The sequence below is a fragment of the Halomonas sp. GFAJ-1 genome (genome assembly GCF_000236625.2).
Lineage (GTDB): Bacteria > Pseudomonadota > Gammaproteobacteria > Pseudomonadales > Halomonadaceae > Vreelandella.
Genome location: NZ_AHBC01000017.1, coordinates 51,182 through 71,694, shown reverse-complemented (window position 1 = coordinate 71,694; position 20,513 = coordinate 51,182). Strand labels below are relative to the sequence as shown.

Annotated in this window: 16 protein-coding genes; 10 read left to right on the top strand and 6 right to left on the bottom strand. The window is 54.4% G+C overall.

The window, feature by feature from the left end; genetic code table 11:
• Positions 1-179, top strand: a 179-nt coding sequence (locus tag MOY_RS16845; RefSeq protein WP_009097016.1) for a zinc ribbon domain-containing protein, incomplete at its 5' end; no start/stop codon positions are given.
• Positions 180-279: 100 nt separating this feature from the next.
• Here MOY_RS16845 and infA read toward each other — a convergent pair.
• From infA to aat, 3 genes are all read right to left on the bottom strand, one after another.
• Complete coding sequence (infA, locus tag MOY_RS04615; protein ID WP_007111068.1) at positions 280-498, bottom strand: translation initiation factor IF-1; 219 nt, start codon at positions 496-498, stop codon at positions 280-282.
• A gap of 149 nt (positions 499-647) precedes the next feature.
• On the bottom strand, positions 648-1,382 hold the full coding sequence (locus MOY_RS04610) for an arginyltransferase (RefSeq protein ID WP_009097014.1): 735 nt from the start codon (positions 1,380-1,382) through the stop codon (positions 648-650).
• Between the two features lie 34 nt (positions 1,383-1,416).
• Positions 1,417-2,163 carry a leucyl/phenylalanyl-tRNA--protein transferase gene (gene aat, locus MOY_RS04605; RefSeq protein WP_035540070.1) on the bottom strand — a complete coding sequence of 249 codons (747 nt, stop codon included), beginning with the start codon at positions 2,161-2,163 and terminating at the stop codon, positions 1,417-1,419.
• A 116-nt stretch (positions 2,164-2,279) separates the two neighbouring features.
• Between aat and MOY_RS17515 the strand changes: the two genes are divergently transcribed.
• Together MOY_RS17515 and lolA are read left to right on the top strand one after the other, a co-directional pair.
• The gene (locus MOY_RS17515) at positions 2,280-5,528 is read left to right on the top strand and encodes a DNA translocase FtsK (RefSeq protein WP_035540067.1); all 3,249 of its coding nucleotides are present in this window, start codon (positions 2,280-2,282) and stop codon (positions 5,526-5,528) included.
• Positions 5,529-5,703: 175 nt separating this feature from the next.
• Complete coding sequence (gene lolA, locus MOY_RS04595) at positions 5,704-6,357, top strand: outer membrane lipoprotein chaperone LolA (RefSeq protein ID WP_009097006.1); 654 nt, start codon at positions 5,704-5,706, stop codon at positions 6,355-6,357.
• A 41-nt stretch (positions 6,358-6,398) separates the two neighbouring features.
• On the opposite strand, the gene MOY_RS04590 is transcribed toward lolA, so the two are convergent.
• A complete protein-coding gene (locus MOY_RS04590) occupies positions 6,399-7,733 on the bottom strand; it encodes a replication-associated recombination protein A (RefSeq protein ID WP_009097004.1) in 1,335 nt (444 codons plus the stop codon).
• 308 nt (positions 7,734-8,041) lie between these two features.
• On the opposite strand from MOY_RS04590, the gene MOY_RS04585 reads away from it, so the two are divergent.
• The 5 genes from MOY_RS04585 (at position 8,042) to MOY_RS04565 (ending at position 16,847) form a co-directional block, all read left to right on the top strand.
• Complete coding sequence (locus MOY_RS04585; RefSeq protein WP_009097002.1) at positions 8,042-8,587, top strand: hemerythrin domain-containing protein; 546 nt, start codon at positions 8,042-8,044, stop codon at positions 8,585-8,587.
• Positions 8,588-8,703: 116 nt separating this feature from the next.
• Complete coding sequence (gene murI, locus MOY_RS04580) at positions 8,704-9,507, top strand: glutamate racemase (protein ID WP_009097000.1); 804 nt, start codon at positions 8,704-8,706, stop codon at positions 9,505-9,507.
• A 60-nt stretch (positions 9,508-9,567) separates the two neighbouring features.
• A complete protein-coding gene (trmA, locus tag MOY_RS04575) occupies positions 9,568-10,680 on the top strand; it encodes a tRNA (uridine(54)-C5)-methyltransferase TrmA (protein ID WP_009096998.1) in 1,113 nt (370 codons plus the stop codon).
• A gap of 173 nt (positions 10,681-10,853) precedes the next feature.
• Positions 10,854-15,677 carry an NAD-glutamate dehydrogenase gene (locus MOY_RS04570; protein ID WP_009096996.1) on the top strand — a complete coding sequence of 1,608 codons (4,824 nt, stop codon included), beginning with the start codon at positions 10,854-10,856 and terminating at the stop codon, positions 15,675-15,677.
• A gap of 153 nt (positions 15,678-15,830) precedes the next feature.
• Positions 15,831-16,847, top strand: a complete 1,017-nt coding sequence (locus tag MOY_RS04565) for a quinone-dependent dihydroorotate dehydrogenase (protein ID WP_009096994.1) — start codon at positions 15,831-15,833, stop codon at positions 16,845-16,847.
• A 100-nt stretch (positions 16,848-16,947) separates the two neighbouring features.
• Here the strand turns inward: MOY_RS04565 and rmf are convergent, their stop codons facing one another.
• Complete coding sequence (gene rmf / locus MOY_RS04560; protein WP_009096993.1) at positions 16,948-17,157, bottom strand: ribosome modulation factor; 210 nt, start codon at positions 17,155-17,157, stop codon at positions 16,948-16,950.
• Between the two features lie 402 nt (positions 17,158-17,559).
• On the opposite strand from rmf, the gene rlmKL reads away from it, so the two are divergent.
• Both rlmKL and MOY_RS04550 read left to right on the top strand, forming a co-directional pair.
• Positions 17,560-19,773 (top strand): bifunctional 23S rRNA (guanine(2069)-N(7))-methyltransferase RlmK/23S rRNA (guanine(2445)-N(2))-methyltransferase RlmL, encoded by a 2,214-nt coding sequence (rlmKL, locus tag MOY_RS04555; protein WP_009096991.1) that lies wholly within the window; start codon positions 17,560-17,562, stop codon positions 19,771-19,773.
• Between the two features lie 23 nt (positions 19,774-19,796).
• On the top strand, positions 19,797-20,132 hold the full coding sequence (locus MOY_RS04550) for a glutaredoxin family protein (RefSeq protein WP_009096989.1): 336 nt from the start codon (positions 19,797-19,799) through the stop codon (positions 20,130-20,132).
• Between the two features lie 83 nt (positions 20,133-20,215).
• On the opposite strand, the gene MOY_RS04545 is transcribed toward MOY_RS04550, so the two are convergent.
• Positions 20,216-20,497 carry a hypothetical protein gene (locus MOY_RS04545; protein ID WP_009096987.1) on the bottom strand — a complete coding sequence of 94 codons (282 nt, stop codon included), beginning with the start codon at positions 20,495-20,497 and terminating at the stop codon, positions 20,216-20,218.
• Positions 20,498-20,513: the final 16 nt, after the last annotated feature.

Genomic DNA, 20,513 nt, shown 5'->3' with positions numbered 1-20,513 from the left:
TGCCCCTCAGTGTCCGCACCTGGGATTGCCCAAGCTGTGGCACAAAGGCGATTGACCGTGACGTAAACGCCGCGATCACTATTCGCCAGCAAGGCATTTTAAAATTAAAGGCGGAAGGGCTGTCCGTCTCTGCCCATCGAGGCCTGTGTGAGACCGGTCACGCACCGGCTGCGGCCTAAGACATGGGAAGCCTCACCCGTGGTTGCGTAGCGACGTAGGGTGGGGAGCAGTCACATGTGCATACACTAGCAGAGTCTGCTCAACAAGCGTCATCAAGGCTTAGCGCGAACGGTAAACGATACGGCCTTTAGAAAGATCGTAAGGCGTCAGTTCCACTTTTACCTTATCGCCCGTCAGGATGCGGATGTAGTTTTTGCGCATCTTGCCAGAAATGTGGGCGGTAACGACATGGCCGTTTTCAAGCTCCACACGGAACATGGTGTTGGGAAGGGTATCAACAATAACGCCTTCCATTTCAATATGATCTTCGCGTGCCATATAGGCAGATCCTCACTTATTTAACGTAGTATTTAAGACAACGGTTAGTCGAACGGTCGCTTCGTAAGGCGTTATTATATCTCAGGCGCCGGAGAAACAGCGCTATATTGTGCCGCAAGCCCGCCGTCAAGGCAAAAAAGCTGGCAAGATTAGTCAATTAATGGTCGCCAGTGCCGTCCATCCAGTATCTCCATAGGCGAAAAGGCCCGTTTGTAGCGCATTTTTCGACACTCCTCAATCCAATAACCTAAATAGAGGTGAGGCAGTGCTTTTTGACGGCAGAGTTCGATTAATTTAAGAATTGCCAGCGTGCCAAGCGAGCGCTTGTCTAGCTCATCGCCCACCGCAAAAAACGTATAGATTGCAGAGAGGCCGTGTTCTAACTGATCAAAGGCGGCGACGGCCACTAGCTCCTCACCCAAATACATTTCCAACAACTGTGCATAAGGCTCATCAAGTGTGAGAAAGGTGCGGTACTGCTCTCGGCTGGGAGGGTACATGTCGCCGTCGGCGTGGCGTAACCGGATATAGTCAGCGTAAAGCGCGTAGTGCTCAGGTAAAAAGCGCGCAGGAATTACCCGCGTTGTAATATCCTGGTTGCGGCGTAAAATTTTTCGTTGCGTGCGGTTGGCACTAAAGTAGCTAACGGGAATACGTACCGAGCGGCAGGCATTGCAGCCTTCGCAATGCGGACGATACAAATGGCGGCCGCTGCGACGAAACCCTAACAGTGAAAGTGAGTCGTAAACACCTGGAATGGGCGACTCTTGGGGGTCTAAAAACAGCGTGGTAGCTTCTCTGTCGGGCAGGTAGCTGCAAGCGTGTGGCACAGTCAGGAAGAAGCGCAAATCCCGCACAGGGCGGCGAGGAGCGTTACTACTCACGGCTTGCCTCCTTGTTTAAACTGGTGTTCAGCCATTAGGGTTGATCAGCCAACGCTATGGCCGTTAGCCAGGGCGAGGTTGGCACGATGGGTGCTGTATGGGCTGAAGGTGTTAATCTAAATGCTTTTTCCGGCAACCACTTCTCAAGATAGTTGATGAATGTCTCCCGGGCGACCGTTGTTGCGCCAAGGCTGGCCAAATGAGGTGTATGCATTTGGCAGTCAATTAGTTCACCACCGTGGCTCTGCATGGCACGGGCTAAGTGGGCAAGGGCTATTTTTGATGCATCGGGAACATTTGAAAACATTGACTCACCGAAGAATACGGGCCCCATAGCTAACCCATAAAGACCGCCCACTAACTGATTTGCCTGATGCACTTCAATGCTATGGGCAATGCCTAGTTCGTGGAGGCGCTGATAAGCACTGCGCATATCGGCGTTGATCCATGTGGCTGACTCGCCCTGGCGAGGGGCAGCGCAGGCGTCAATCACTTGCTCAAAGTGTTGATCTAGCGTGATGCTAAAGCCACCATTACGTAGACGTTTGGCAAGGCTGCGGCGGAGTATAAACTGTGCAGGCTGCAAGACCATGCGCGGGTTAGGGCTCCACCACAAAATGGGTTCACCGTCGCTGTACCACGGAAAAATACCCCGCCGGTAAGCGTCAACTAGCCAGTTTGGGGAGAGTTCTCCCCCTGCTGCCAGTAAGCCGTTTGGCGAGTCGAGGGCCAGTGCGGTAGAAGGAAATAGCGGATGTGGCGATGAAAGCCAAGGTAGCATTGCTTGCTCCTGTTACTGAGCGCTTCAAGAAGCTCTGTGACGGCGCAAGGATGCTCGGTATGATGCAAACTCGCAAGTGGATTAAAGACGCCATTGAGGTGTAAAGGGAGAGTCGCTTGAAAGTAAATAAGGCGGTAGACAAGCGAACGCAGCGAAATTCGCGTCAACCATCATCATCAAGTTCTTCGGCCAGGGTGAAAGCTGCAAAGGATAAAGCCCGCCGGTTTGGTTTGCGCTTGCAAGGCTCGGTACGCGAAGGCGTCGTCGTGGTGTTGCTTGCGCTATGTGTGTTCCTGTTATTAGCACTGTTTAGTTACCACCCCGCAGATCCTGGCTGGTCGTATCAAGGGCCGGAAACCGATGTGCGTAACTGGATGGGCCCCGTGGGTGCGTGGCTTGCCGATGTTCTCTACTCGTTGCTGGGGGCCAGTGCACTATGGTGGCCGGGTATGTTGGGTTACGCCGCATGGTGGCTCATGCGCTCCCGCCAAGTACGTTTTGAAGTAGACCCCGTCGCTATTGCTGTGCATGCCGGTGGCTTATTGCTACTGATGTTTGGCACCACGATGCTTGGCGCGCTGCATTTTTATCACCCCAACAGTATTTTACCCTATGCCTCTGGCGGCATCTTAGGTGAGGGCTTAGTCGGCACGCTAAAGCCGTTGGTGAGCAGCGGTGGTGTAGGGCTAATAGCTGCCGCGCTTATTTTAATCGGCTTTCCGTTATTTAGCGGCATGTCGTGGTTGCAGGTCGCCGATGAGGTGGGGCGTCGGCTATGTAAGTTAGGTGGCTGGTTTAGCGCTCGGCGTGCGAAAGGGCAAGAGAAACGGGCCGAGCGCGCTGCTGTTCGTGCAGCGGCTAAAGCAGCTTCGCAAAAGGTAAAAGAGCGCTCTCGGGTCGATGAGCCGAAAGCTGCTGGATCTAGTTCAGTTGCTGCCGATACGCCTAAATCGAGTGTGATGGAGCCTAAACTGTTTGCCCAAGAGCACCATGTGGAGACCCCAAGCAGCGCTAAAAAAGATATCGAAAAAGAGACTGAATACGTTTTTGAAAAAGAGGATGAGGAGAGCGTTGAGAAAGCTCACAAGAAAGCAGCATTGGGTAGCACGGTAGCCGTAAGCTCAGAAGCTGGTAGTGATGAGTCTGAACCTACGCGTGTTCGCGGCCGTGAGCGGCGCGAGCCCAGTTTCTCCTCAGCGTTTGCAAGCGCTGATGATGCGCCCTCAGCCACGATGGATACATCCATTCCGTGGGAGGCGGCCGCGGCGCCTAAAGAGTGGCCCGCCGCTAAGGTAGAGCCGACAAAAGTGCCAGTTGAGCCAGCGCGTTCTGAGTCTACTGCTGTTGAGCCTGCTGCCACTGAGCCTGCAAAAGCGCCTGAGCCAACGCCTAATGAGTTGCCGCGGGCAGACGCTTTTGCGATGCGTACTAACACGCCTGATGAGCCCATTGAGCTGCGTGTGCCGCTGTCTGCTAAAGAACCAGAACCAAAATCAGAGCCAGAAACAGAACAGAATTTTGTATCTGAACCAAAGCCCAAACCAGAGCCTGTCTCTGAGCCTGAACCTGAGCAGCAGGCCCCTTTGCCTGCGGTATCGCCACGCCCCCCAGCTGATACGACTGATCCAGTGATGCCTATAGCAGCGGAATCCCGTCGCGAGCGTGTGCCGGAAGTTGTGCCTGAGCCAGTATGGGATGAAGACGAAGACGTCGCTCCATCCGCACCGGCGGTGACATCCGCGCGTCACGAGCCAACCTTCTCCGAGCCAGCCGAGGAGGAGGCTGATAACGGCCCCACGCTATGGACCGTTGAGCACCTGCAGAGCCAGCGCCCGGTGTTTGAAACCCTGGACGAGCCAGAAGGGGATGTGCCTAGCCTGCAGCTGTTAACGCCACCAGAGCCGCATCAGCCCAATTATACCGATGAGCAACTGTCGGATATGGCAGAACTGCTGGAAGTGCGACTACGCGAGTATGGGGTTAAAGCGGAAGTTGTCGATACGTGGCCTGGGCCGGTCATTACCCGCTTTGAGATTAAACCCGCCGCGGGAGTGAAGGTTTCTAAAATCAGCAACCTTGCTAAAGACCTGGCGCGCTCGTTGATGGTTAAGAGCGTTCGCGTTGTGGAAGTGATCCCAGGGCGACCAACGGTAGGTATTGAGATTCCCAACCCCCATCGGGCGATGATCCGTTTGCGTGAGGTGATCGACTCTGATCGTTACCAGCAGGAAACCTCGCCGCTTACCATGGCGTTAGGCCAAGATATTGGCGGCGGCCCGGTGGTGGCTAACCTGGGAAAAATGCCTCACTTACTGGTGGCAGGCACCACGGGTTCCGGTAAGTCGGTAGGCGTAAACGCCATGCTGATTTCGATGCTGCTCAAGGCCACGCCCGATGAGCTGAAGTTGATTATGGTCGACCCGAAAATGCTGGAGCTATCGGTATACGACGGCATCCCCCATTTGCTGGCACCTGTGGTTACCGACATGAAAGAGGCTGCCAATAGCCTGCGCTGGTGTGTGGCGGAAATGGAGCGCCGCTATAAGCTAATGGCTGCCATGGGCGTGCGCAATATCGCCGGATTTAATGGCCGCTTGGATGAGGCAGGGCGTGCAGGTGCCCAAGTGGCTGACCCGCTGTGGGAGCCGCAACCCTGGGAAATGCACCAAACACCACCCGTACTCGAAAAGCTGCCCTACATTGTGGTGGTAATCGACGAATTTGCCGATATGTTTATGATCGTGGGTAAAAAGGTCGAAGAGTTAATCGCGCGTTTGGCACAAAAAGCGCGTGCAGCGGGTATCCATCTCATTCTGGCTACCCAGCGGCCCTCTGTTGATGTAGTCACGGGCTTAATCAAGGCCAATATTCCGTCGCGGATGGCGTTTCAGGTCTCATCAAGGATTGATTCACGCACAATTCTGGATCAAGGCGGTGCGGAAAGCTTGCTAGGCCACGGCGATATGCTTTATCTGCCTGCTGGTTCTGGTCCGCCTAACCGTATTCACGGTGCCTTTGTAGATGATGATGAAGTCCACCGTGTGGTAGATGACTGGAAGCGCCGAGGTACGCCCGAGTATATTGAAGAAATTCTTTCCGGCGGCGTTTCAGCAGATGCATTAACCGGCTTAGAAGCCGACGGTGTAGATGGCGATGACGCTGAGCAGGATGCGCTTTATGACGAGGCGGTGCAGTTCGTTACCCAGACCCGCAAAGCATCGATTTCAGCGGTGCAGCGCCGTTTCAAAATCGGCTATAACCGGGCAGCACGGTTAGTGGAAGCCATGGAGGGTGCAGGGGTTGTGTCTTCAATGGGTACCAATGGTGCCCGCGAGGTGCTAGCGCCACCGCCTGTCGGTCATTAAAGCGGCAGTAGACGCGTTATAAATCATGCAACAAACGTGGAAGCCACGCCGTAGGTGAAACCCTACGGCGCTTTTCGCGTCATAGAAGCCACATGGAACGTCTTAATGCCGTTCGTTAGAATAACTGGCTTAAGCACGACCGCTTTTCGGCAATTATTGCCTAGGGAGTACAGTAATGCGCGATACTCAAATACGACGCACTTCACCATTAGTCTTGGCGGCCAGTGCACTGGGGTTAACCTTTGCATCCTCTGCTTTATGGGCAAATGACGCAGCCGAGCGCTTGACCGAACGACTCGACCCGCTAGAGAGCTATCACGCAACGTTTGAGCAGCAGATATTAGGTGGTGATGGCGAGCGTTTGCAGAGTGCACGTGGTGAAATGTGGCTCTCGCGTCCCGGCATGCTGCGCTGGGAAGTGGAAGCGCCGTATTCACAAATTGTGGTATCAGACGGTAGCGATGTCCATCTGTATGACCCGGACCTGGAGCAGGTAACCGTGCAGGCAATGGATAACCGAGTGTCTCATACGCCTGCGCTTCTGCTGTCGGGTAGCGCCTCTGATTTGACCGCCAGCTACGAAGTGTTTTACGAGCAAGATAACGGGGATGATGTGTTCACTTTGATTCCCTCTTCTGCGGATACGCTGTTTGAAGAGCTAAGCATGGTGTTTGATAACCAAACGCTGACCGAGCTATGGATGATGGACAGCACAGGCCAGCGTACCGCTATTACGTTCAGCAATATTACTCGTAATGGCAATATCGACCGCAGCCTGTTTGATTTTGACATTCCAGAAGGCACGGATGTGATCCGCGAAGGGTTCTAAGACCCCCTGTTTTAGCGACGTTTTCGACCATATCAGGCGCCTTAGGGCGCCTGATCTGCTTCTTGGTCACGCTGCTCCCGCCACGCCATTATCTCCCCAAAGCGTTTTTCCTGTCCTAGCGTACTGGGCTCGTAAAAACGGGCGGTGGGTAGTGCGTCGGGCCAGCAGCTATGGGCACTGCCCGCTGGATAACCGTCAGGTTCGTTGTGGGCGTAGCGATACCCTTCACCGTGCCCTAGCTGCTCCATGAGTTTGGTGGGCGCATTACGTAAATAGCTAGGTACTTCTAACTGTGGCTGCTGCTGGGCAAACTGTTTGGCCGCTTTCCAAGCGCGGTCAATGCGGTTGCTCTTGGGAGCTACTGCTAAGTGAATAGCCGCATGGGCAATGGCCCGCTGGCCTTCGTAATCACCCAAACGTAAATACGCATCCCAGGCGGAAATTACCAAGGGTAAGGCGCGGGGGTCTGCATTGCCGACATCTTCAGAGGCAATGGCGGTTAAGCGGCGCACGATGTCTAGCGGGTCGCCACCGCCTTGTATAAAGCGCGCCATATACAGTAAGGCTGCATCCGGGCGCGATGAGCGGATGGATTTATGAATCGCCGAAAGCAAGTCGTAATAGGCATCACCCTGCTTATCAAAGGCGCTTGATTGATGGCCGACCACATCGGCCAGCACTGCTTTATTAAGCACTTCCCGGCCATTACTCGGTTCGGTAAAGTCGCAGGCGGTTTCCAGCAGCCCTAGTGCGCGGCGAGCATCACCTGCGCTGGCGTGTGCAAGCGCTTCCAGTACGCCTTCCTCAATGTCGATAGCGCGTTTACCCAAGCCCCTCTGCTGATCGCTTAGCGCCTGGCGCATAACCGTTATCAACTCATCCTGACTGAGGGGTTTAAGGACATAGACCCGGGCACGGGATAGCAGGGCTGAGTTCACTTCGAAGGAAGGATTTTCGGTCGTCGCGCCAATTAGGGTCAGCAGGCCTGACTCAACGTGTGGTAGAAGCGCATCCTGCTGGCTTTTGTTTAAGCGGTGAATCTCGTCTAAAAAAAGCAGTGTCGGCGAGGTACTTTGTTGGGCACGCTCAACCGCCAGGCGAATCTCTTTTACCCCGGCCATCACCGCGCTCAGGTGTTCCAAGTGAGCACTCGAGGCACGCGCCAAAAGTTCTGCAAGCGTGGTCTTACCCACTCCAGGCGGCCCCCATAAAATCATTGAGCGCACCACACCAGACTCCGCCATGCGTCGCAGTGGTTTGTCTGGCCCTACCAGTGCTTGCTGGCCAACATAGTCGTCAAGCGTCAGCGGCCGCATGCGGTAAGCGAGCGGTGCATCCTCGGCGGGCGACGCAGGCTGGCGGTCAAAAAGATCCATGTAAACTTCCGTTGTAAATCGAGACGTTGAACAACACGCTATTAACAAGTGTCTGTGGTAAACAGTGACCTGTAAGACTACCTTTGGCTTAACCGACGAGAAAGCCTATCTGGACAGGCTTTAAACAACGCTAAAGAAAAAGCACCTGCGGTAGTCGCGGCGGCTGTCTAGCAATCGGCGCGGAACGCATGGTAAACAGTAATGCTAGTGTAGTTGAAACCAGTCAAAATCAGCAGATACCGCTGATGACCGCGTGCCAGGCTCCTGCTGGGGGCGGCAAGCATGACACTTATAGAGGAGACGGCACGATGTTAAACCAATTGCGTCTAGATCATGCCAATATGGCACGTATGCTCCATGTGCTTCAGCTTAAGCAGAAAACTCTGGCGTTGGGGGAGCGCCCTAACTTTCAGTTGATGCGCGAAGTGGTGGACTACATTCTTTCCTATATGGACGGCTTTGCCACCCCGCTAGAGCGGATATGTGTAGAGCGGCTAGAGGCCAAAGCGCCTGAACATCTCCCGCTGATGGAGCAAATGGCGGCTGACTATCGTGAGCTTAAACCGCGTCTGCAGCGGCTATCCAACGATATCGATATGATCTTAATGGATAATATTTTGCCGATGGATCGTTTCGCACAAGATCTAAAAGCCTACCTGGAGGCGCATCGCGCTTACTTGCGCCGCGAGCGCGAAGGCTTGTTTCCGCTTATCGACAAACACTTTAGCCCTGAAGATATGCAGGAACTCCGCGAAGCCCTGCCAGAAGGGGCCGAGCAGGAGTTGGAGCGCCTTCAGCATGCTTATCCCGAGCTATATGCCGAGCTGTGTGGCGCTGAGGTGCCATCGCTCTAGGAATTCAAGAACTCTTCAGCGCAGAGCGGGGCGTGTTAAACTTACGCCCCGCTGTTTATTAATGGCTTGGAGAGGGCTGGCGTGGCAAGAGCGTATGATAGGTTGGGAACGCTGACATGGTAGGCCCTGTGCTGATTTTTGATTCAGGTGTAGGTGGTCTTTCCGTCGCTAACTCGTTGCGTTTGCACTACCCCAAGGTGGCGATGTGCTATGCCTGTGATAATGCTTGGTTGCCTTATGGGCTACGTGACGATGACACACTGGCTAAGCGCATTGTAGCGGTTTGCCAAGCGGCGGTTGCGGCGTGTCAGGCCAGCCTGTTAGTGGTTGCCTGCAATACCGCCAGCACGCTGGCGCTGGAAGGCCTTCGTCAAACCTTAACGATTCCAGTGGTGGGTACGGTGCCGGCCATTAAACCGGCAGCGCTGGCAAGCAAGACACGCCATATTGGCCTGCTAGCTACCACCGCGACGGTTAATCGGCCTTACACGCAGAGGCTAATCGAAAGCTTTGCCAGTGACTGCCTGGTGACGAAAGTAGCGGCAGACGCACTGGTCTCGGAGGCGGAAGCGTGGCTAGCTGGGACGCCGCTTAACGCTACCCGTATTCATCAAGCGCTGCTGCCGCTATGGCAAGCCGCTCAGTCGACCCCCGCGCTAGATACTGTGGTGCTTGGCTGCACCCACTTCCCGCTGCTAAAACCTATGCTTGCAACGCTCACTCCAACGCCTCTGGCGTGGGTTGATTCCGGCGATGCCATTGCTCGACGAGTAGGTCAAATAGCCAAACAGCTGGCCTTTAGCATGGCTGACGGCCGCTGTTTTACCACTGCGCCAGCGGATGCGCTGATTGACGGGTTCGCCCGCTATGGTTTTCGAGCGCCGCAGCGTTTAACCCTGCCCGACGCAGAGGCAGTGTAGTAGCCCATCTTCTTAGTTGCCCAAACGGTTAATGATTACCCATCTTTAAGAGGAGCCACCTTGGCGATCCCCACTGTCGATCCAGAACGCTACGCTGAGCAGCTAGCCGAAAAACGTACTTATATTGAGAGCACCTTCGCCCACTTTGCGCCCCCTGAGCTTGAAGTGTATCCCTCGCCGCCAAGCCACTACCGCCAACGCTGCGAGTTTCGTATTTGGCATGAAGAGGATGACCTTTTTTATGCCATGTTCGAGGTCGATCCAGAAAATCCCAAGAACAAAAAAGTGGTGCGCCTTGATCAGTTTCCGGTTGCCAGTAAGCATATCAATGCGCTGATGCCACGCTTGCGCGAGGCGTTTCTAGCCAGCGATGAGCTACGTCGCAGGCTGTTTCAAGTGGAGTTTCTGACCACGCTTTCAGGGGAAGCCTTGGTCACGCTGATTTACCACCGCCCGCTAGAAGATGCTTGGGAAGCAGAAGCGCGTGAGCTAGAAAAAGCGCTGGGCATTATGATTATTGGCCGCTCGCGCAAGCAGCGCATCGTCCTCACCCAGGACCACGTTTGGGAGCGCTTAACGGTAGATGGCCGTCCGCTGCACTACCAGCAAGTAGAGAACAGCTTTACCCAGCCCAACGCAAATATCTGTCAAACCATGCTGAGCTGGGCGCGTGAAGTGACCGCTGGCCGCCAAACAGAAGACTTGGTAGAGCTTTATTGCGGCAACGGCAACTTTACCATCGCTTTGGCGGATAACTTTCGCCGCGTGCTGGCGACTGAAATTTCCCGCACTTCGGTGGCTAGCGCTAACGTCAACCTGGAAGCGAATAGCGTGACCAACGCCCAGGTGGGCAGAATGTCTGCAGAGGAGTTTTCCTCAGCGCTGAAAGGCGAAAAAGCTGGCCGCCGGGTGGCCGAGATGGGGTTGGAAAGCTACGATTTTTCTACGGTGCTGGTCGATCCACCGCGGGCAGGCTTAGACGAGCAGAGCTGTCAGCAAATCAGCGAATACGAACAGATCGTCTATATTTCATGCAACCCTGCAACGCTCGCTGAAAATTTAACCATACTGACTAAGACCCACCGCATAGAACGGTTCGCGCTTTTTGATCAGTTTCCCTTTACCCATCATTGTGAATGCGGGGTATGGCTCACGCGGCGTACGGCAGTGTGATCGTCAAATGTCAATAGTGCTTATGATGCACAAGCGGCATACACCATGAATAACCTGTCAGATGGTTAGGGTGGCGGCCACGGGTAGCGTAAGCTAGTGAGCAGCGTGGCCTAAAGGCCTATTGTTCTTCGTTTTTTGGCCATAGTCATGGCCCCAGGCAGTCGAGGTGATGGATGCATTACGTTGCGATTGAAGAGAGTCGGCAGGATCTTTTAAAGCAGCTACAAGAGCGATTGAAAGCGCGATTGGAGCCTGCACGCGCGGCAGATGTTGAAGCTTTCGCTCGGCACTTTTATGCCACGGTTCCCGTTGAAGACTTGGTTGATCGTCGGCTCGACGATCTCTATGGCGCCACGCTATCGATTTGGCAGTTTCTGCAAAATCACGACCCCCTAAGCCCCAAAGTACGGGTGTTTAACCCCGATTTCGAAGAGCATGGCTGGCAGTCTACCCACACTTTTGTGGCTGTTTTACATGAAGATATGCCATTTTTAGTCGACTCAGTGCGTATTGAGTTAAACCGCCGTGGTCTAACGGTGCATGCTATTCAAAATGCCGTCTTCGCTGTTGCGCGTAATGGCCAGCATCAGCTAAAAGAGCTTGCCTCGCCACGGGATGAAGATGCGCCGGAAGCGCGGGAATCGCTCATCGTCATTGAGGTAGATCGCCATACTGACCCTGACGCATTGGCTAACATTGAAAGCAAATTGCGCGACGTACTGCGGGATGTGCGCACCGCTGTAGGTGATTTTGACGCAATGTGCGGCCAAATAACCACTGCGATTCAAGAGCTTGAAAAAAACTGCCCACCACAGATCGACCCAGATGATCACGAAGAAGCCATCGCTTTTTTAGAGTGGTTGCTTAAGGACAACTTCACCTTCCTGGGTTACGACGAGTACTTACTGGAAGGCAATGAGTTACAGCGTGATCCCAATAGCGTGCTAGGTGTTTTCCGCCTTGATCAGCCGCGCTATCGGGAGCGTATTCGTACCGAAGAAGGTATCGATGAACATAACGACTATGTGCTGGTGCCTCAGCTACTGTCGTTTGCCAAAAGTGCCCACCACTCTCGGGTACACCGCCCCACGTATCCTGATTACATCACCGTTGATCGCTACGACGATGATGGCAATGTCATCGGTGAACGGCGTTTCTTTGGCTTGTTCACTTCTACGGTGTACAACGAATCTCCGCGCAACATTCCGCTGTTGCGTCGTAAGTTGAAAGCCGTTATGGATATTGCCGGTTTCAACCCGCACGGACACAACGGCAAACAGCTGTTTCAAGTGCTTGAAGTGTATCCCCGTGACGACCTGTTCCAGATTAGTACGGAATCGCTGGCCAGCACTGCGTTGGGTATTCTTAATATTCGTGAGCGCCGACAGGTACGTCTGTTTATTCGCGCGGATGTCAGCGGTAAGTTTTACTCTTGCTTAGTTTTTGTACCTCGGGATGTGTTCTCTACTGATCTGCGCCAGCGTATTCAAAATATGCTGTGTGACGAGCTAGATGCCCACTTTGGCGACTTCAATACCTATTTGTCGGAGTCAGTGCTGGCGCGTATTCAGCTTATTTTGCGCTTTAACGGTGATGCGCCTAGCCAGTACGACCTTAAACGTCTGGAAAGCAAAGTGGCACGCTTAGCGCGCAGCTGGCGCGATGACCTGCAGGCCGCAATGATCGAAGGGTTTGGCGAAGAGCGTGCCAATCTACTGACTGAGCAGTTCCAAGAGGCGTTCTCAGCCAGCTACCGTGAAGATTTTAATGCCCGCACGGCGGTGTTTGATGTACAGCATCTGTTGGATTTAGATGGTGGCGCAGACCTTTCGCTGTCGCTCTATCGCCCTCTTGAGGAGCAAGCGGGCGGTATGAACCTGAAGCTGTACCACCGTGAGTCGCAGATACCATTATCCGATGTTTTGCCGATGATGGAGAACTTAGGGCTGCGGGTGATTGGTGAGCGCCCCTACGATATCAACGCCCCTCAGCAGCGCTATTGGATTCATGACTTTGAGCTTGAGCACAGCCGTGAAGGTGTGAACTTAAGCGAAATGCGCGATACCTTCAGCGAAGCGTTTAAGCGTATTTGGGCAGGTGAAGCAGACAACGATGCCTTCAATCGGCTGATTATTGGGGCAGGGGTAGATTGGCGCGAAGTGGCCATGCTGCGCGGCTATGCCCGCTACTTAAAGCAGATCCGCTTTGGCATGTCCCAAGACTACATCGCGGCAACACTGGTGAATTACCCGGCGATTACCCAAGGGCTGGTTGAGCTGTTCCGTCTGCGCTTTGACCCAGCGCATCAGCAGAGTGCAACCGACGACTGTGTGGCCCGTTTAAACGAGCACCTGGAGGGCGTGGCGAGCTTAAACGATGATCAATTGTTGCGCCGTTTTATGGAGCTTATTCAAGCCACGCTGCGTACCAACTACTACCAGAAAGCTGATAACGGCGGCTTTAAAGACTACATCGCCTATAAGCTTGAGCCATCGAAAGTCACGGGCATGCCCAAGCCCCGCCCGGCGTTTGAAATTTTTGTTTGTTCGCCAAGAGTAGAAGGCGTACACCTGCGCGGTGGCAAAGTAGCGCGGGGTGGCTTGCGCTGGTCTGACCGTCTGGAGGACTTCCGCACCGAGGTGCTCGGCCTAGTTAAAGCACAACAGGTCAAAAATGCAGTCATCGTGCCGGTAGGCGCAAAGGGCGGCTTTGTGTGTAAGCGCATGCCGGAAAATGCCGACCGTGAAACGCAGCAAAAGGAAGGTATCGCCTGTTACAAAATCTTTATCCGCGCGCTGTTAGATGTCACCGACAACCTCGTAGGTGGTGAGGTAGTGCCGCCACAAAACGTCGTGCGCCACGATGAAGATGACACCTATCTAGTTGTGGCCGCTGATAAAGGCACCGCGACTTTCTCGGACATCGCCAACGAGATCTCGGTTGAGTATGGACACTGGCTGGGGGATGCGTTTGCCTCTGGCGGCGCCAATGGCTACGACCATAAGAAAATGGCGATTACCGCCCGCGGAGCCTGGGAGTCTGTTAAACGCCACTTCAAGAACCTCGGCATCAACACCCAGCAAGACCTGTTCACGGTAGTCGGTATTGGAGATATGGCCGGTGACGTGTTCGGTAATGGTATGCTGCTGTCGGATAAAATTCAGCTGGTGGGGGCGTTTAACCACCTGCATATTTTTGTCGACCCCAATCCGGATGCAGACGCCGCCTTTGCTGAACGTACGCGCCTGTTTAACCTGCCCCGCTCCAGTTGGGAAGACTACAGCGTAGAGTTGATTTCCAAAGGCGGCGGCGTGTTTAGCCGTAGCGCTAAATCCGTCGCCATCAGCCCTGAAATGCAGCAGGTATTTGGCATTCAAGAAACACGCCTATCCCCCAACGACCTGATTCGCGCCATGTTGAAAGCCAAGGTCGACCTGCTTTGGAATGGCGGCATCGGGACCTACGTGAAAAGCTCCGATGAAACCGACGCTGACGTGGGTGATAAAGCCAACGATGCACTGCGCATTAACGGCACTGAGCTGCACTGCCGAGTGGTAGGTGAGGGCGGTAACCTCGGCTTTACTCAGCGTGGGCGGATGGAAGCCGCCGCCAACGGCGTGCGGGTTTACACCGACTTTATTGATAACGCGGGTGGGGTTAACTGCTCCGACCACGAGGTCAATATCAAGATATTGATTGATGAAGTGGTTAAGCGTGGCGATATGACCGACAAGCAGCGCAACCAGCTGCTGGCGGATATGACAGAAGAGGTTGCTGATCTGGTTATTTTGGATAACTATCGCCAAACCCAGGCGCTTGACCTCTCGGAAATCCTTTCCCAGCAGGGAATGGGTCCCTTCCGCCGCTTTATCAGTGAGCTTGAGTCTGCCGGGCAGATCGACCGTGAACTTGAATTCTTGCCCGCTGACGATGTGCTGAAAGAGCGTGTCAGCAACAACCAGGGGATGCGCTTGCCGGAGCTGGCTGTGCTGATCTCCTATGCTAAGAGCACTCTGAAAGGCGATTTGATCAACTCAGATATACCAGATGATCCCTATATTCATCGCCACTTAGAGCGCCTGTTCCCGGCCGTGTTGACTGAGCGCTATCAGGGTGAGATGTATGAGCACCGCTTGAAGCGTGAAATCGTTGCTACTCAGGTGGCAAACGATTTGGTCGATCACATGGGCATTGTGTTCGTTCGCCGTTTGATGGATTCCACGGGAGCCGGGCGGGCCGATATCGCGCGTGCTTACATCGTTGCCCGTGATGCATTTAATCTGCCTGCCCTGTGGGCGCAGATTGAAGCGCTGGATAACCAAGTGCCGAGTCGTGTGCAGTACTCGATGATGCTCGAACTGATGCGCATGATCCGTCGTGCTACTCGCTGGTTCCTGCGTACCCACCTGGGGCTTTCTACTCACGATGCCATTGAGTTCTTTGGCCCGCGTTTGGCGCAGCTGCAAGAGGCTATTGGCGAGTTGCTAAGCGGTGAAGAGCAGGCTGCTTGGCGCAAGCGCTGTGATGAACTGCAGGAAGCTGGCGTGCCGGAAGCGTTGGCATCAACGGTGGCAGCGGCACCAAGCCTCTACGCTGGCCTGGGCATTATTCAAGCGGCACGAGTCACCAATGAGAAGCCCCAGCGGGTCGCCGAAGTGTTCTACGAGATCGGCAGCCGCCTGGAACTTCCCTGGATGATCCAGCAGGTAACTCACCTAGAAGTGCGCGATGCTTGGCAAGCGCAGGCAAGGGAGTCCTTCCGTGACGACATCGACCGCCAGCAGTTAGCGCTTACCACAAGCGTGCTGAAACTTGAGGTGGGCAGTCGCGATACCCAAGAGCGTGTCGCCCAATGGCTAGAGCAGCATGCTGAGCTGCATCGTCGCTGGTGCCGCTTGATTGATGAGGTTCGTGGCGGCAGTGAAGGTGGCTTTGCACTATTTGCCGTTGCTATTCGTGAACTGGTGGATCTCGCAGAGAGCGATAGCGAAGCGTAAATCTTACGCCGAGCTGTCAGTATAAGCCGTGCCCTGGTTCGCCAGGGCACGGCTTTTTTGTGGGCTGCTTACCCTGCGAACTGCTGTTGATGTGCGTTATACTGCGGCCGCCCCGCTTATGCTGCCTACCCATCGCCCAGGAGAGCCTTGCTGATGTATAACATTGCCCGTTCGCTACTGTTTCGCTTAGACCCGGAAATGTCGCATGGTATGGCGCTGCGTGGGTTAGATGCCCTGCATCGGGTAGGCAGTGTTAAGCGCGTCTACGGCGAGCCGGTAAGCGACCCTGTTGAACTGATGGGACTGCGTTTTAGCAACCGAGTAGGCCTTGCCGCCGGGTTAGACAAAAATGCTGACCACCTGGATGCATTAGGCGCGCTGGGCTTTGGCTTTGTGGAAGTGGGAACTGTGACGCCCAAAGCGCAGCCAGGCAACCCTAAGCCGCGCTTGTTTCGCTTGGCGGGTCATGAGGCCATCATCAACCGCTTTGGTTTTAATAACAAAGGGGTTGAACACCTGGTGCAGCAAGTCAAGCAGCGCCATTACGGTGGCATCGTGGGCATCAATATCGGTAAAAACCTTACTACCTCGGTCGAGCATGCCCTGGATGACTATCTGCTCTGTCTAGAGGCCGTCCACGGTGTGGCTGATTACATCGCGGTGAATATCTCATCGCCCAACACCCCAGGCTTACGCACCCTGCAGTTTGGTGAGCAGCTAGACGCGCTGCTTGGGCCTATCCGCGCCCGCAGCTATGCGCTGGATGTCGAGACAGGCCGCAGGGTGCCACTGTTGGTAAAAATTGCCCCGGATATGAGTGAAGAGGAAGTCGCGCTGGTAGCAGGCAGTATTGCGGGTAACGCGTTAGATGGCGTCATTGCCACTAACACCACGGTTTCCCGGGATGCGGTGAAAAGTGATCCACAGGCAAACGAGGCGGGTGGGTTATCCGGCAAGCCGGTTTTTGAAGCCTCCAACACTGTTATTCGCCTGCTGCGAGCACAGCTTCCTACGCTACCCATTATTGGCGTGGGGGGAGTCGATAGCGGCGACGCAGCCAACGCTAAAATTGCCGCAGGCGCTGATTTAGTACAGCTCTACTCAGGCTTGATTTATCAGGGGCCAGGGCTTGTGAAACAGTGTGCCGAGGCGCTGAAAAAAGGGCGGTAAAGACGTCAATAGGGGAAAATGGGGGCGAGATAAGAACTCATTAAAAAGCCCGCGTGCTCGCGGGCTACTTATACCTAACGTAACTTGTAAAAAGTGAAAACTAGGACATGACTAGGGGGTTTTTATGGATGCCGGAAACGCCAGTCATACCGTCCCACTGGTCGCCGCGCCCTTCACGCCAGCCGCTCATCCAGTATTCGCGTAAATTAACATCTTGGCTGGGGCAATCATCACGGGAGCGACCCGTAATACCCGCTTTATATCCGTGAACATAAGCCCGTTGGAAGCGATCACGTTTTTGTCGTTTCATTGGCTAACCTCGTTTCATGAAAGCCTTTGATAAGAAACAGAGCCTGATGCTGTGTTGCGTAGGTTCACAAAGTTGCTAACAAGCAATGTGTCACCTTTATCGCATCAGCGTCTGTTCCGAGAGCTGACCTCAACAGCGAGGTACCGCACAAGCGCTAATGCCTAGCACTCACGTGCTGAACGGGCCAAGCGGTACTCTCGACAAGCCATAAGCCATTAACGCATTCACATAAAGTGGATGAACCCATTAACGACGATGACCAACAACGCATGCGTTTTTTTCAGTAGCTACACTCCTATTGTTAGACCATCATGGGGTCACTTGTCGACTATGAAATTGTCATAAGACGTAAACACATTTGCCATATATAGGAATATCGCGCGGTTACGCGCGGCGAACACCATGACCGAGCTGAACCAAACTGCCCCCCAAAACCTCCTGGCGACGTGCCCTAAAGGCATTGAAGGCCTGCTTGCAGATGAATTAACGGCTTTAGGCGCCGTGCCGGGTAAAACTACCGTAGCAGGGGTTTATTTTTCGGCCAGCCAAGAAACGGCTTACCGCGTATGCCTGTGGTCACGTCTGGCGAACCGCGTTATTTTGCTGTTGGCCCGGGAGTCGATGATAGAAACTGCTGAGCAAGTACATGACGCATCGACCCGAATTGCCTGGACACAGCACTTACTCCCCGGCAAAACCCTCGCGGTAGATTTCCATGGCCGCAGCGATCATATTCGCCATACGCGCTTCGGTGCCCAAACTGTAAAAGATGGCATTGTCGATTCACTTCAGTTAGCGGGCCAAGAGCGGCCTAGCATCGACACCAAGACGCCTGATCTACGCATTTATGCGCACTTGCACCGGGCAAACCTAACGCTGGGAATCGACCTTTCTGGTGAAAGCCTTCACCGCCGTGGCTACCGCCGCGATGTCGGGCATGCGCCACTAAAAGAGAATTTAGCTGCAGCCCTGTTGGTTCGTGCAGGCTGGCCTGAGCGTGCCAAAGCCGGTGAGCCGCTGTTAGACCCGCTATGCGGGGCCGGTACGCTATTAATTGAAGCGGCAATGATGGCTGCCGACCAGGCGCCCAATGTCAATCGGGAACGCTTTGGTTTTCACGGCTGGGCAGGCCACGACGAGGCGTTGTGGCGGGAGCTTAAGCGTGAAGCTGAAGCCCGTGCGTCTATCGGCCGTAAACGCTGTAAAACAGCGCTGATTGGCTTTGACCAAAGCCCGGCGGCATTAACGGCTGCGAAGGCTAACGCCATGCGTGCAGGCATTCCGGCGCTTATCACCCTACATGGCCAAAGCCTTAGCCAGTTAACAAGGCCAGAGACGCTTACCGCCGAACAGGGGTTGTTAATCACTAATCCGCCCTATGGCGAGCGCCTGGGCGAGCTACCAGAACTGGTTCGCCTATACGCCCAGCTGGGTGAAAAAGCTAAAGCACTGTTTCCTGGCTGGACGCTGGCGCTGTTTACCGGCAACCCGGATTTAGGCCATCGGTTGGGTCTACGCGCTCATAAGCAGTACGCGCTGAAGAATGGCGCCTTGGATGCCAAACTGCTGCTGATGGCGATTGGTAGCCATGCAGGGGGAGAGGATGCACCTTCTGAGAAAGTCCCGCAAAATGGTGACACTAGCCAGCCGTCGAACGCTAGCGCAACACCATCGGTGTCTGAAAATGCCCAGATGTTTGCCAACCGGCTGGCGAAAAACCAAAAACGTCTGAAAAAGTGGTTAAAACAGAGTGGTGAAACCTGCTATCGCATCTACGATGCAGACATGCCGGAATACGCTTTGGCGATCGACCGATATGGGGATCGCGTGCATGTGCAGGAGTATGCGGCGCCTAGCTCCATTAACCCAGCCCAGGCTCAAAAGCGCCTATTTGATGCGCTGGAAGTGTTGCCAGATGCGCTGGGTGTTGACGCCAGCAAGGTGTATATCAAACGCCGTGAGAAGCAGGCAGGCAGCGCTCAGTACCAGAAGCGCTCTGCTAGCGGTGAGCGTTTTGAAGTTCAGGAAGGAGCGGCTCGGCTATGGGTGAACCTGCGTGACTACTTGGATACCGGCCTGTTTTTGGATCACCGTCCGGTACGTCGCATGCTCAATGAGATGGCCAGCGGAAAACGCTTTTTAAACCTGTTCTGCTATACCGCCACCGCAACGGTACAGGCTGCCTTGGGTGGCGCAAGCGACAGTGTCAGCGTGGATATGTCCAATACCTACCTTGAGTGGGCGCGGGATAACTTTGCGTTGAATAAGCTGGACTCCAGGCTGCACCGGGTCGTGCGGGATGACTGTTTCCGCTGGCTAGAAACTGCCAACGCCGAGTTTGATCTGATCTTTATGGATCCGCCCACGTTTTCAAACTCTAAGAAGATGCGCGACACCTTAGACGTGCAGCGTGACCACCCGCGGTTAGTTGAACTCGCCATGGCGCGCCTTGCTCCAGGTGGCACGCTGGTGTTCTCAAACAATCAGCGGCGTTTCAAATTAGACGAGGCGCTTAGCGAGCATTACGCGGTGGAGGAGATCACCTCGCGCACCTTCGACCCGGATTTCCAGCGGCGCACCAACTTGCACCATGTATTCTTGTTACGCCACAAATAGTCATCAGGAGAAGAGCGTAGGTAATGATTCAGCTATCAATTTACACTACCCTGGGCTGCCATTTATGCGCCCAGCTTGAGGCGCTAGTCACCACGCTGGCTAACCAGGAAGTAGCGCTGCACCGTATTGAGATTAGCGATAACGATGCCCTCGTTGAACGCTATGGGGTGCGTATTCCGGTCTTAGTGGATGGTGAGGGGGTTGAGCTAGATCGAGGCTTCGATTTGGAGCGGCTAAGTGCTTGGCTACAGGCGCGCGGCTGGCTGGATGAGGTGGCGCTTAACGCGATCACCTCACCGCCCGAAAAAGCCCCGCCCGTAGGGGCTCATCAGCGAGGCGGGCGGCGTTTTTTAGGCTGATGTTTTGCCTAAATGACATAGGTTTTGCTTAAATTACATAGATTTTACTTAAATTACGTAGTTGTAAAAGAGGGCGGGAGTGGCTACAGCGCGTCGAGTAGCGATAGCTGGCGCATCGCTTCCTGCCCTTCAGGCGTATGATCGGCTGCCTCCAGCACTTTACGGAAACCCCGCGATGTCTGGATGGTGGTCTCATCTTCAAGCCACATGTGTGCTTGCTCCAGTGTATCTGCCAACTGGTGCTTTAGCCCGCCAAACTGAGTGCCAATTTGCCCCCAGGCGCGGCTAAAAATCCAGTCGCCAAACATATCCTGGTGAATATGCACTAACACATAGTCATGGTCGGTTTCCCAGCGTACGATCACAACACTCTCCTTAAAT

What these genes read in the sequence shown, in the direction of transcription:
- aat (WP_035540070.1), bottom strand. Translation starts at nt 2,163, where the DNA reads ATGCTACCTTGGCTTTCATCGCCACATCCGCTATTTCCTTCTACCGCA.
- MOY_RS04590 (WP_009097004.1), bottom strand. Translation starts at nt 7,733, where the DNA reads ATGGATCTTTTTGACCGCCAGCCTGCGTCGCCCGCCGAGGATGCACCG.
- MOY_RS04585 (WP_009097002.1), top strand. Translation starts at nt 8,042, where the DNA reads ATGTTAAACCAATTGCGTCTAGATCATGCCAATATGGCACGTATGCTC.
- murI (WP_009097000.1), top strand. Translation starts at nt 8,704, where the DNA reads ATGGTAGGCCCTGTGCTGATTTTTGATTCAGGTGTAGGTGGTCTTTCC.
- MOY_RS04570 (WP_009096996.1), top strand. Translation starts at nt 10,854, where the DNA reads ATGCATTACGTTGCGATTGAAGAGAGTCGGCAGGATCTTTTAAAGCAG.
- rmf (WP_009096993.1), bottom strand. Translation starts at nt 17,157, where the DNA reads ATGAAACGACAAAAACGTGATCGCTTCCAACGGGCTTATGTTCACGGA.
- infA (WP_007111068.1), bottom strand. Translation starts at nt 498, where the DNA reads ATGGCACGCGAAGATCATATTGAAATGGAAGGCGTTATTGTTGATACC.
- MOY_RS04565 (WP_009096994.1), top strand. Translation starts at nt 15,831, where the DNA reads ATGTATAACATTGCCCGTTCGCTACTGTTTCGCTTAGACCCGGAAATG.
- MOY_RS04550 (WP_009096989.1), top strand. Translation starts at nt 19,797, where the DNA reads ATGATTCAGCTATCAATTTACACTACCCTGGGCTGCCATTTATGCGCC.
- rlmKL (WP_009096991.1), top strand. Translation starts at nt 17,560, where the DNA reads ATGACCGAGCTGAACCAAACTGCCCCCCAAAACCTCCTGGCGACGTGC.
- lolA (WP_009097006.1), top strand. Translation starts at nt 5,704, where the DNA reads ATGCGCGATACTCAAATACGACGCACTTCACCATTAGTCTTGGCGGCC.